11 protein-coding genes are annotated in these 11,584 nt (G+C 64.3%); 4 read left to right on the top strand and 7 right to left on the bottom strand.

Annotated elements, in window-relative coordinates; genetic code table 11:
• Window positions 1-524: 524 nt before the first annotated feature.
• Together ABDW59_RS15190 and ABDW59_RS15185 are read left to right on the top strand one after the other, a co-directional pair.
• Window positions 525-2,825, top strand: coding sequence for an ATP-binding protein (locus ABDW59_RS15190; RefSeq protein WP_343630677.1), 2,301 nt, complete (start codon window positions 525-527; stop codon window positions 2,823-2,825).
• A gap of 41 nt (window positions 2,826-2,866) precedes the next feature.
• The gene (locus ABDW59_RS15185) at window positions 2,867-3,328 is read left to right on the top strand and encodes a hypothetical protein (protein ID WP_343630676.1); all 462 of its coding nucleotides are present in this window, start codon (window positions 2,867-2,869) and stop codon (window positions 3,326-3,328) included.
• A gap of 264 nt (window positions 3,329-3,592) precedes the next feature.
• Here ABDW59_RS15185 and ABDW59_RS15180 read toward each other — a convergent pair whose 3' ends face one another.
• From ABDW59_RS15180 to ABDW59_RS15170, 3 genes are all read right to left on the bottom strand, one after another.
• Window positions 3,593-4,345 (bottom strand): hypothetical protein, encoded by a 753-nt coding sequence (locus ABDW59_RS15180; RefSeq protein ID WP_343630675.1) that lies wholly within the window; start codon window positions 4,343-4,345, stop codon window positions 3,593-3,595.
• A 131-nt stretch (window positions 4,346-4,476) separates the two neighbouring features.
• Window positions 4,477-4,851, bottom strand: a complete 375-nt coding sequence (locus tag ABDW59_RS15175) for a hypothetical protein (RefSeq protein ID WP_343630674.1) — start codon at window positions 4,849-4,851, stop codon at window positions 4,477-4,479.
• Between the two features lie 491 nt (window positions 4,852-5,342).
• Window positions 5,343-5,615: a hypothetical protein gene (locus tag ABDW59_RS15170; protein WP_343630673.1), complete on the bottom strand. Its 273-nt coding sequence runs from the start codon at window positions 5,613-5,615 to the stop codon at window positions 5,343-5,345.
• Between the two features lie 55 nt (window positions 5,616-5,670).
• Here ABDW59_RS15170 and ABDW59_RS15165 point away from each other — a divergent pair, with 55 nt between their 5' ends.
• Window positions 5,671-6,066 (top strand): hypothetical protein, encoded by a 396-nt coding sequence (locus ABDW59_RS15165; protein ID WP_343630672.1) that lies wholly within the window; start codon window positions 5,671-5,673, stop codon window positions 6,064-6,066.
• Between the two features lie 25 nt (window positions 6,067-6,091).
• Here the strand turns inward: ABDW59_RS15165 and ABDW59_RS15160 are convergent, their stop codons facing one another.
• The 4 genes from ABDW59_RS15160 to ABDW59_RS15145 form a co-directional block, all read right to left on the bottom strand.
• Window positions 6,092-6,364 carry an ATP-binding protein gene (locus ABDW59_RS15160; RefSeq protein ID WP_343630671.1) on the bottom strand — a complete coding sequence of 91 codons (273 nt, stop codon included), beginning with the start codon at window positions 6,362-6,364 and terminating at the stop codon, window positions 6,092-6,094.
• 158 nt (window positions 6,365-6,522) lie between these two features.
• Window positions 6,523-6,867, bottom strand: a complete 345-nt coding sequence (locus ABDW59_RS15155) for a hypothetical protein (RefSeq protein WP_343630670.1) — start codon at window positions 6,865-6,867, stop codon at window positions 6,523-6,525.
• A 6-nt stretch (window positions 6,868-6,873) separates the two neighbouring features.
• Complete coding sequence (gene ligD, locus ABDW59_RS15150) at window positions 6,874-10,296, bottom strand: DNA ligase D (RefSeq protein WP_343630669.1); 3,423 nt, start codon at window positions 10,294-10,296, stop codon at window positions 6,874-6,876.
• A gap of 17 nt (window positions 10,297-10,313) precedes the next feature.
• Window positions 10,314-10,499 carry a DUF3606 domain-containing protein gene (locus tag ABDW59_RS15145; protein WP_343630668.1) on the bottom strand — a complete coding sequence of 62 codons (186 nt, stop codon included), beginning with the start codon at window positions 10,497-10,499 and terminating at the stop codon, window positions 10,314-10,316.
• Window positions 10,500-10,516: 17 nt separating this feature from the next.
• Between ABDW59_RS15145 and ABDW59_RS15140 the strand changes: the two genes are divergently transcribed.
• Window positions 10,517-10,999: a hypothetical protein gene (locus ABDW59_RS15140; RefSeq protein ID WP_343630667.1), complete on the top strand. Its 483-nt coding sequence runs from the start codon at window positions 10,517-10,519 to the stop codon at window positions 10,997-10,999.
• Window positions 11,000-11,584 lie beyond the last annotated feature (585 nt).

Raw genomic sequence — 11,584 nt, 5'->3', positions numbered from 1 at the left:
AGCGGCTTAGAACGAAATCGGCGCTCTCGATTGAGAGTCCAGCGTCAACCACCACCGCACCGGCCCGGCATAGCCTGGCGGTGACAACAGCCTCGTTCGCCGTTGCGGCTTGGCCAGCGACGGCGATGAGCGGTTCATCGCGAAGTCGATCAAGGAGAGCTCGGCGCATACAAGCACGGTCAGATACGACAACGATCCTCATGATGAAGTGAGTTCCCTGTGGGAAACGGAGTGTGGGGGTGGGTCGTTGCGGTTTCCATGAGCCACTCGCTCAAAGCCATGTAGGGCATCGCCCGACACGGGCATGTTGTGGCCGCAAGCGATGAAAGCTGCACGGAATCGTCGCTCACCGCCGCGAGCTTCCACGTCAGCCGCTACCGCTTCAGGGCGGCACGCAGGACGTTCGCTCGCTGTTATCCGCATCGATGGGCGCAGCCGCGTGGTGATGTCGCGATCTCCAGGTCACGAGTGCACCTCAGTCAGTGCCAAGTCTGTGCCATAGAGCGCGCTCCTAGAATCATCGGATGGACGATTCAGCTGTGAACGGTCTGCCGCAGGAGCAGCCGCATCGCCCCTTCTCAACGATCAGCGCGAAGCTCAAGGGCCTTGTCGCCCTGATGGCTTTGCCATGTGTGCTGCTGAGCGTGTTCTCCGGCTATGCCGTCTTTCGCGCCGAGAAGGATGCTGCGGTCCATGCCGCGACCCAGACCTCCCAGGCGCTGGCCGCCGTGGTCGAGCGGGAGATGGCGGTGCGCGCTGCCTTGCTGACAGGCCTGGCCGCCTCGCCGACACTTCGCACTGGCGAGCTGGGTGCCTTTTGGCGCGAGGCCAAGGACGTCAAGCGCGATCCGAGCGACGCCATCGTTCTGTTCGATGCGTCCGGACGGCAGATCATGAACACCGCCGTCGCCTGGGGCGCGACACTGCCGCAGCAGAACCCCTTCCGCACCAACGAAACATCTGCGGTGTCAGATCTGCATCGAAGCGCGACGGGCAACGCGATCTTCGCTGTGCGGGTGCCGGTGGATGTTCGCGGTGAGGCGATGTCCTTGGCGCTCGTGAGCAGCGCCTCTCAGCTTCAGGCGCTCTTCAAAGAGCAGCCTTTGCCCGCGGGCTGGATGGGCACCGTGCTGGACAGCCAGGGACAGGTGGCGGCCCGCACGCAGGACAGCGAGCGCCGGGTGGGGCAGCGCATCAGCGAGCCCACCCGGCGCGCCATCATGGCAAACGGCCGCGGCGTGGTTGAGGCAAACAATCTCGACGGTCGCCCCGTGTTCGGCGTGTTCACAAAAAGTCCGGGCAACGACTGGTCGGTCCTGGTATCTCTATACCGCTCTCGGCTGGCTCAAGGGGCATGGGCTGCCTTCGCATCCACGCTCGTGTTGTCGTTCACGTTCGCACTGTTCCTGCTGTGGGTAGCGCGGCGCATCACTCAGTCCGTGCTCACGCCTTTGCGCCAACTGACCGTGCATGCCCGCGAGCTTGGAGAAGGGATTACCGTGGCGCCGTCCTCAAGTGGGGTGCCAGAAATCGACACGGTGCAGGCCGCCCTGGCCAAAGCGAGCAAGGAGAGACAAGAGGCGGATCAGCGCATGAAGCGCGAGGTGGACGCTGCCGTGTCCTCGTCTCGCGCAGCGCAGGAAGCCGTGCTGCGCAGCCAGAAGCTGGAGGCACTTGGGCGTCTCACGGGAGGCATCGCCCACGACTTCAACAACCTTTTGCAGACCATGACCACAGGTCTTCAACTGGCGCGGCGCCTGAGCCACGACAAGCGGGCTGATGCAGCGCTTGACGCCTGCCAGCGGGCGTCGGCACGCGCCGCGCAGCTCACGCGTCAGCTGCTCTCTGTTGGCCGTCGGCAAGCCGGGCACGAAGTCGTTCTGAACGTTGCGCAGGAACTCGCGGACCTCGCGCCGTTGCTTCGCGGCGCGGCCGGCAGCGCCATCGATCTGCAGCTCCAAGTGCAGGAAGGCATCGGCTGCGTCAGGATCGATCCCGTGCACCTGGAGATGGCGCTGCTCAATCTCGTTCTCAATTCTCGCGATGCGATCGCGGGACGAGGCACGATCTGCGTCAAAGGCAGGATGCAGGGGCTTGACATTGATCGGCCCGGCTTGAGGGCTGGACCTTACGTGGTCATCTCCGTGAAGGACGATGGACAAGGGATGAGCCCGGAACTGCTTTCTCGCGTCTTTGAGCCGTTCTTCACCACCAAGCCCGTCGGCAAGGGGACGGGGCTGGGTCTGGCACAGGTCTACTCGTTTGCGACGCAGGCAGGCGGCTCTGTGATGCTTGAAAGCGCGCCAGGTCAAGGCACACAGGTGGACATTTGGCTTCCCCAAACGGCGGAGGTGGCCGCGCCCCCTGATGCTCCCCGAGCCTCCCCGCCAGAGCCCGCACCGTCCGCCCAATCCGCTAGCGGCGTGGTGCTGCTCGTCGAGGACGATTCGCTGGTGAGTGAAGTGACAGCCAGCGCGTTGTCGCAGCGAGGTTTCACCGTCGTCACGATGCCGACTGCAGATGCTGCGCTGGAGCACTTGCAAGGCGGATCGGCGGTGGATGTCGTGCTTTCCGACATCGTGATGCCGGGCACTCGCAGCGGGGTGGACCTTGCTCGCACATTGGCCGTTCTCAGGCCGACCTTGCCCGTGATTCTTGCAAGCGGCCACCCCATGCGGGTCGAAGGCGCCCCGGACATCGTGTTCGTGCCCAAACCGTACGACGTCGACTACATTGCCAAGCGGCTCATGGCCGCAATCAGCGGTCGTCGACCGGGCGCGGACTCCGGTTTCAACGAGCTCGATGGCCCCCGAGCAGAAGATTGACCAGGGGCAGACTCGTTCTCTCTCAAGCTGGCAACATCCTCATGACATCCCCACACGGCAAGACGAATCTGAGCAGCATCTGGGCAACGATGGCCATACTGATTGCGGCTGCGGGGGTGGTAATTCATGCCGGCGCCCTCATCGCCGGCGAGTCCTGGTTCGTGTTCTTCAACGCGCCGCCCGCCGTCATCGCGTCTGCCCGTGCGGAGACCTGGCTAGCGCCGGTGAGCGGCCTGGCCATTGCCGCTCTCATGGGGATGTGCGCGTACTACGCGGCTTCGGCTCTGGGATGGGTCTGGCGGCCACCGCTGCTGAGAACCGGGCTTACCGTGATGGCTGCGCTTTGCCTGGTTCGAGCGCTTCTTCTTCCGGTGCTCGCCGTCACGCATCCTGAACTGCGCAACACATTCGAGATCGTCGCGGCGCTCGTCTGGGGAGCGGCAGGTGTCGGGTTCGCATCAGCGCTGCGCATGTCGATCCAAGCGCGAAGGCAACTGGGTTGAACAGCATGCAGTGCGGCCTTTGGCAAGCCGCTTGCGATCCGGGTCTCCTGCGAGTACTGGCCACACTCCAGCTATAAATCTCGCTTCGCCAGGATGGCCCAACAACTTGCGGTCTACAAGATCGGCCTGCTCGTGGACGTATCGCACCTGCGTGTGGACGGTGGCCGATATGACTACCTGGACGAATCCGGCCCAGCCCATCCTTGAGGCATGCCGGGCCAGCCGGCACACGGGGCGAGGAACAGGCGACTGCCGTGTGCCGGGTCAGCGAGCGGACAGTGCATCCCAATGCTGGCGACGGACGTCGTTCTCAATCTGGTCAACAACAGAGCCAGCGACATCTAGCTGAGCCTCGGAGAGACCGCTGAGGCCAGGGCACCTCAGCTGCAATGCACAGCGGCCAAGTGCCGTGACCGAATTGGAGGCTGTGCCACCTAGCAAACGGGCCGAGAGCGTCTCGGCGATGAACGCCGACGCATCCGGATTGCCTGCCAATTGCGGCGGAAGCGACCTTGAGGCCACCTCCTCAATCCATAGCTCTGCGGACGCTGCATAGCGCTGTGGTGATCCCAGCACCACTGGGATCCATTGCAGCCGGTCAGAGGGGCTGCTGGAGGTCGTTGCTCGGCTGCTCGGCCCGATAGTTCCCAGGGCCAGTCGCTTGTCCCTCACGTCCTCAAGGTACTGCGCCGAGTCGCCCGTTCCGCAGAAACGCTGCAGGCGCCCATAGGCTTGCCGGGCAGCCTCCGCGACGGCACGCTTGCGTTCTTGCGTTCCGCCAACACTCACGTTCACCGACTCTTCCGACACGGCCTGTTCGGGCAGCGCTGCGCAGGTGGCCGCGATGCGCATCGCCACCCACCGGTCGTAATCCTCCGGGGACTTGGCTGCGGCCTCAAGCATCTGATCGAGGCGAACCAGGTCCGGGTCGATCGGCCACCCGGAGCTGTTGGGATGAACCGGTGAGGTGCTCGCGGGGGTGGATGCCGCACCTCCGTGAAATGTGTCTGCGGTCACGGGCGCGGACGGCCGACCACCTGGGGGCACCGGTACACGAGGGTGATCACTATCGCTGTCCTTCAGAAGAAGTAACGTCAGCACCACTACAGCTACAGCTCCGAAAGCTGCAGCTGTCCATCGATTCCGCGTCAACCACTGCATTGATGATTGCCCACCGCATATAGCTCCGCGATCTCCGCGCTGAGCGCGTTGCAGGCCTGAGCGGCAGCGGTCTGCCTTTGTCCAAGCGTTCCAAGGGTCGGCAGCTGATCGTACACGTGGGACGTGCAATCAGCCTTCGCGCGAATCCCATAAGCAGGCCCCGACTCGCCTGGCTTCACGCAGGGAATGTTCTTGCGCCACTCGCCGGCTGCGATGCTGGCAATCTTTCCCAGGTCATCCACTTGAACAGCCGCCACGATCTCGACGAGACCGCCGCGGCTGTCATTCGAAATGCCGATAGGCAAGAGATCGGTCAGGCTGATCTCATCGCAGGGCACCACCCGTGAACCGTAAGCCGTCACGATCGACGTTTGGCACCGCGGTCTGCCGTCGGAGCATATGAAGGCGTCTGCGCCTTTGGATCGAAGCGATTCGGCTATCAATATTCGAGAGCTCTTGCTTCCATCGCCTCTCAGGCGCGCAAGAGATGCATCAACGCATGCGACCCGTTCCTAGCGTGCGAGTCTCACTTCCGGGCCGGCGTCTGAAGCCGATGGAGTATCCGGAGCAGGAACGATTCGGACGATTCTCGCCCCGGGGAATGCCCGACCAACCGCCTCTGCGGTGCTGCGCAAGGCGCCTTCAGCAGTACGCGCCGGCGCCACGAACTGGAGCTCGATGCAGCACGTCGCACCCGCGCCTACCAAGGTCTCAAGACATGCTTCATCGAGACGCGCAAGCAGCGGCTCCATGAGAGGGTCGTGCTCAGCCAGCTCGACTTGAAGCGTGAACTCGAACTGGTGCCGCGCCCACGTCGCAGTGAGCAGTTCTGCGGGGGGCAGGCGGGAGCCCTTCATCCTTGAGCGACGTCACCAGCTTCACCGGCTGCGACTTCGTCCTGGGTGAGCGGAACGGACACCGGCTCGTTGTGCTGCTGCTCAGCCCGGCTGCGCTCAAGCAAGTGACGCTTCAGCGGATCTGCGCTGATTCGCCGCCGAGCCTCCATGATGGCGTGTCGATGCTCAGGTCGCCGGTGGGCCCAGTCGGCAAGCAGCTCCCCATGGCGCTGAGGGAAAACAGCCCACCATTCCACGATCGTTGAAGCGTCGTTCAAGTCCAGCAGCATGAGAGCCCCTTGAGGTTGATGCTTGGACTATACTGTATATGCATACAGTATTCACATGTTGGTTCAGGCACTTCTTCTACGGCAGCAAGGGCAGCGACGCTCAGCTTCGGAACTGCGCGCCCAAGTGCCCTTGTTGGGCGCGCTTCGCCTGCGCGACAGCGCCTATCAGGGGCGCGATGGCCGCGGAAGACAGGTGTGCCTGTTGATGCCTGCAACAGGAGGCCTTGCCCCCATCGTTGAACTGTACTCAGCGAGGGTGCTGCGGATCGAGGATCGTGGCGTGCTGATCGGCGGTCATGAGGAGTTCTGGAACCGGAAGCAGCGAACGACCTACGTGCAGGTGTTGTGGGCGTGGCCGCTTCCCCCCGAGCCGAAAGACGAAAAGCCGCCTTCGTCCGTGAGCAGCCCCGAGGTGCGGCGACTGCTCGACGCCCTCGATGCTATGGCGTGAACCAGAGGCAGTCCCTGCGCGGAGATCAAGCCACACTCGCGAGCGTAACCGTGAAGGCGCAGCCCATTCCTAGCCCCGCGCCATCCACGGCAATGGTGCCGCCATGTTCTTGGACAGTGTGTTTAGTGAGCGTCAGGCCCAGGCCCTGGCCGTTCTTGCGCGACGCTCCGGATCCGACCTGATAGAACTTGTCGAAGACGCGGCCCAAGTGCGCTCGCTCGATCCCTTGGCCGAAATCGGTGATCTGGACGGGCTGCGGCATTGGCAGCGAGCACCGCTCCACCGGGAAGCGCCGCAAGCGCAGGCGCTCCTGTGCGATCTAGCAGTCTGATCACCGGCGCCAACTGACCGTTCGCCGACGTGTCGTCGACGAAGTCGCCCACTTGCGGCGCCATGATTTCTCCCTGATCTGATCGATCGCGAATTTTGTATGACTTGTCACATGGCGCTGCACGTCTAGCGGCGCGACGGCGGGCCGCCGGCGCCCTGACCGTCGAGATGCTTCCACCAAAGCGCATAAGGGGTGTTCTTGGCAAGGCAGCGGTTGTAGTCGGGCGCCCCGTCATCCCACCAAACCGGGCCCCGTTCACCCAGTGCCATCTTGGTTCTTTGGATTTCCGCTTTGGCAGCCAGGCGCATCGAGCCGCTGGCATCGCGTAGCTGGCGCCGGGCGCGCATCAGGGACGCAACGAGCGCTTGGCGCTCGGGCTCAGGAAGATCGGGATTAGCGCATCTCCAGAGCCGCCCCCTGACGACGAAGTACCTTCCGTCCGGCGTGACCGGATAGCGTTTGCCGTTCATGGGCGCTCACGGTTCGAGCACTTTCATCGCCTTGCCCACCGTCTGCCGCTTCTTCCAGTACGCCTGCCAGGGATCAGCGTGCTGAAACGACAGGTATTCACGCGCCGTTGCGATCGTCCACTGGGCACCGCTCTTGAGTTCCTTGAGCTGCTCCCAGGCGACAGGCATCGACACCCCCATGCCGGGCCGCGCGCGCGCGGAGAACGCTGCTGCGGTGGTCTGCCCGTGGCCGTTGCGCAGGTAGTCGATGAAGATCCGCCCGACCCGGTTGGCCCCGCCAGCCTTGGCGACAAATCGGCTTGGAATCGTCTTGGCCATGTGCTGCACGGCGAGCTGGGAGAAACGTTTGACTTCATCGTAGGGAAGCTGCGGGGTGAGCGGAACCACCACATGCAGCCCCTTGCCACCGCTGGTCTTGAGCCAAGCGGCCAAGCCCAGTTCGTCGAGCAGTGCGCGCATGAGGACCGCTGCCTCCTGCAGCATTGTCCACGTGACGCCTTCGCCGGGATCCAGGTCGAAGATCACCCGGTCGGGTCGGTCGATGTCCTTGGCCTTCGAGTTCCAGGTGTGGAACTCCACCGCGTTCATCTGCGCCGCCCTGAGAAGCGCTTGCGGCGAGTCCACCGACATCAGAGAGCTGTGTCCTGGCCACAAGGCTGCGTCGAGCTGGGTCAGTCCCGGCATCTTGACCTCGGGATGCTTCTGGAAGAACAGCTGCCCGCCGATGCCTTGCGGGGCCCGCACGAGCGAGATGGCTCTACCTTTGATGTGCGGGAGGATCCAGTCCGCCACCGACTCGTAGTAGCGCACCAAGTCGAGCTTGGTCAGACCGGTCGAGGGATCGATCACGCGGTCCGGATTGGTGATCTTGAGCGCTGGCGCCGGGGGCCCCGAACGCTTGCGGGCCGCGACGCCGGCTGCACGCTTGGCGCCCGGCTGTGCGGGTCCGCCGCTGGCTCGCTCCCGAATGATGGCGCTGGCGGGTTTGTCGGTGCGCACGCCGCGGAACGCGGGATGGCGAATCTGACCATCGGGCGTCCATTCGGAGAACGCAACCTCGACCACCGTGGTGGGCTTCACCCATCGCTCTGATCCGGGCGTGCGCTTTGTCCAGCGGCCCGGCTTGAGCCCGCTGGCATCCACCGCCGGCTTGTGCGTGATTAGCTTGCTGAGCATCGCGTGCAGCGACCTTCCTGTCCCCGCGTTCCAGCCGGTCCCAACAGAGCCGGCGCTGCGCAATGTGCCGCCTTCGTGATAGGCCAGCAGCAGGCTGCCGACCTCCGACTTCGAACCTGAGCGATCGGTGAACCCGATGACGACGAACTCTTGCCTCATTTGACACTTGAGCTTGAGCCAGGTCTCCGTACGACGAGAGGCATAGGGTGCATCCGCGCGCTTGAGCATGACGCCCTCAAGCCCCAGCTGACACGCCGCATGCAGAAGCTGCTGCGGCAACGCCTCGAAGGACTCGCTGAAGTGCACGAGGCCGCTGTCGGCGTGACCCGGGGCGCCTCGCTCCGCCAGGCGCTGCTTGAGTAGCGCACGCCTGGTGACCAGCGCGACGTCGCGAAGGTCCATCCCATCCAGGAACGGCGCGTCGAACAGGAACATCTGAATGCTCTGGCTTGTGCTGTTGTCGATCGCGTTCTGAAGCGCATTGAAATCGGGGACGCCGCGGTCGTTCATGACCACGATCTCGCCATCGAGCCACGCGCTGCGGATGCCCAGTGACGCCAGCGCGGCCACGAGCGGCTTGAACTTGCTCGTCCAGTCGTTGCCGTTGCGCGTGAAAAGTCTGACCGCGCCGCGGTCGATACGAACCAGCAGCCGATAGCCATCGAACTTGGTCTCAACGACCCAGTCACCGGGCGGTACGGAAGAGGTCAGCGTGGCGAGCTGCGGCGCAAGTTTTTCCGGCAGCGCCGACTTCTTCGCGCGCTTGAGGTCTTCTTTGGCGTCGACGGCCGCATGTGGCGCGGCGACGACCACTTCGCGGGGTTCCCGCTCCTCGATCAGGCCGAGCGGCTTGTCGACGACGCTGTCGGGCAGCGCGGTGATGACGTCGTACTCGCTGGACGGCCTGGCCCAGGCGTCGCCCCGCTTCTTGAGGAGCAGCCACTGGTCCTGCTTTTTCTCCCCCGGCTTGGAGATACGCACAAGCTCCCACAGCCCGGCGAGCTTTTGCCCATGCAGCTTGAAGATGAGCTTGCCCTTGGCCAGGCCCTCGCGCGCATCAGCGGTCGGCGTCCAGGTGCCCCGGTCCCAGACGATGACCGTGCCGGCGCCGTACTCCCCGCGCGCAATGGTGCCCTGGAACTCGTTGTAGTCGAGCGGATGATCTTCGACGTGAATCGCCATCTGCTTGACCGCTGGGTCATACGACGGCCCCTTGGGTACGGCCCAGGACAGCATCACGCCGTCGAGCTCCAGGCGGAAGTCGTAATGCAGCCGACTGGCCCAGTGCTTCTGAATGACGAACTGCAGGGGCTCGTCCTTGCCACGTCGACGAGTCGGCACCGTGCCCGCCGGTTCGGCCGTCTTGGTGAAGTCGCGCTTCTGGTTGTACTTGGCCAGCGGCGCGGTGGCGCCGGCGGGTGGCAGCGGCGGTGGCGCTGACGCCTGCCGGCTGCTCGAACGCTTCCTCTTGGCGCTCGCCGTCACCGGTCCCAACTCTGCCCAGACCGGCGCGTGGTCGCTCGGACTCTCCCAGCCTCGCTCGTCCTTGTCTACGCCGGCGTCGACGACACTGAACGCGGCGCTGGTGAGGATGTGGTCGATGCGAAGCCCTGCGTCGCGCTCCCAGCGCTTGCGCCGGTAGTCCCAGAAGGTAAACGGGGGCGGATCCTCCGGATGAACGGCGCGGACGGCGTCTGTCCAGCCCTGGACCAGGATCTGGGCGAAGAGGTCACGCGCCTGGGGTTGAAGCAGCGCGTTGTCCCGCCACGTGTCGGGCTTGTAGATGTCCGCGTCCGTGGGCACGACATTCCAGTCGCCCATGAGCACCACGGGTTGGCCGGTGACCCATAGCGCCTGAGCGCGGCCCCGCATGCGCTCAAGCCATCGCAGCTTGGCGTCAAACTTTGGCCCGGGGCAAGGGTTTCCGTTGACGGCGTACAGGCAGGCGAAGAGGACACCGCTGATGGCGGCCTCGATGTAGCGCGCCTCCCGGTCCTTGGGGTCTCCGGGCAGCGAGCCGAGCACCGCGAGCGGCTCGTGCCCACGCGCAAGCAGGGCCACGCCGTTCCAGCTCTTCTGGCCGATGACCAGCGACTCATATCCCGCTGCGCGAAGCTCGGCTGCGGGGAAGTCTTCGGTGACCGCCTTGAGTTCCTGCAACGCAACGACGTCCGGCTTGCGGCGTTCGAGCCAGTCGAGCAACTGGTCCAGACGCTTGCGGACGTTATTGACGTTCCAGGTCGCAACGAGCACGGCAGACGAGCGCGACTTCAGCGCTGCCGTCCCTTGAGGTGGGCCTGTACGTCATCGGCCTTCGTGCCCACGGCAGCCACCGCCTGCTTCAGCTCGTCGGGCGAAACGCCAAACTTCTTGCTCCAGTCGCGAAGCTCATACTCCTCGTGGACGTTGATGCGCGAGCGGTCTTGGCCACCAGACTTGGTCTTGTCGTCGGACATCGGTCACTCCAGAGTTCTTGATTCCGCACCACGGCAAAAATCCTGCCCGCCTAGCTGCCTGGCTGCTGGAGCGGAAGCTTGGCCGGTTCACGTTTCGCTCTGAAATGGTGATGTCTAGCAAGGAGGGAAAATTGCCCCTTGTCCGCCAATCGGGCCGACCGGGAATCGACATGGCTGAAGAGAATGACGTGGTCAAGGCGATCGTCGCCTTGCAAGAGCAGCTTCGGCTGATGAGCGAGGCGATCTATTCGCTGCACGCGCAAAACGTCTGCCTGCAGGCCATCGCCTGCGCCGCAGTGGACACGCACCCAGACCCAAGATCGCTGCGCCAAGCATTCGACTGTCAGATGGCTCGCACGCTATCGGGCCTCAGTGTGCGTGATCCGGGTGTCCTGAATTCCCAGGTCAAGGCGTGGACGTCGCGTCTTGAGGGCCGCGCCGACGCCCTTGCCAAGACGGTGACCGTTCCAGCGAAGCGCTCGTATCAAGGTCTGCAATAGCAGGCGGCACAGGGTGCTGACGAATGGCGGGCACCTCGCACAAGTCGGCCCACGTCCGCGGCCTCGGTCGCTCGCGTCACCTCCCTCGCTCTAGCCAAGTTCTCAGCTGCGCCTGAACTTCAGGACTGGAGATTCCCGTGAGCGGGTCACAAGCAAGGACTCGGACGCCAGCGCCAAACACGTCGGCCGGTTGATCGTCAAGGACGGCGGCATCCTCGATCTCAGGATGCGCATGGAGGAACGTGGTGATCGCCACCGCTTTGGGCCCGGGCGGGACGCCATCCAGCATGCGATCGGCCATAGGCTCGAGAAAGTCCCGTAGAAGGTCCGCAGCGAACTGCTCTCGCCAGCTGGAGTGCACTGCCACACTGACGTCAGGAAATGGCGCCAGCAGCTTGGCCAAGACGGGCACCCACTCGAACGGAAGCGCTTGTCCAGGCGGGCCGCCAGAGGGGTGGAGCACCCCATCGAAATCGACGAACAAAACGCGGCGGAAGGTCATAGTCTGGCGGCGGTCGCTGTGAATCGTGGACCGAGTGCAGCCCGCGCCAGTCCAGCGAAGTTGGTGCGCGGCGCGGTGGCTGC

It is taken from the genome of Roseateles sp. (assembly GCF_039595295.1).
GTDB lineage: Bacteria > Pseudomonadota > Gammaproteobacteria > Burkholderiales > Burkholderiaceae_C > Roseateles.
This window is presented reverse-complemented; position numbering and strand designations above follow the sequence as displayed.

Excerpts from the sequence above, each read along its gene's own strand:
- ABDW59_RS15190 (WP_343630677.1), top strand. The coding sequence starts at position 525 with ATGGACGATTCAGCTGTGAACGGTCTGCCGCAGGAGCAGCCGCATCGC.
- ABDW59_RS15185 (WP_343630676.1), top strand. The coding sequence starts at position 2,867 with ATGACATCCCCACACGGCAAGACGAATCTGAGCAGCATCTGGGCAACG.
- ABDW59_RS15170 (WP_343630673.1), bottom strand. The coding sequence starts at position 5,615 with ATGCTGCTGGACTTGAACGACGCTTCAACGATCGTGGAATGGTGGGCT.
- ABDW59_RS15165 (WP_343630672.1), top strand. The coding sequence starts at position 5,671 with ATGTTGGTTCAGGCACTTCTTCTACGGCAGCAAGGGCAGCGACGCTCA.
- ABDW59_RS15155 (WP_343630670.1), bottom strand. The coding sequence starts at position 6,867 with ATGAACGGCAAACGCTATCCGGTCACGCCGGACGGAAGGTACTTCGTC.
- ABDW59_RS15145 (WP_343630668.1), bottom strand. The coding sequence starts at position 10,499 with ATGTCCGACGACAAGACCAAGTCTGGTGGCCAAGACCGCTCGCGCATC.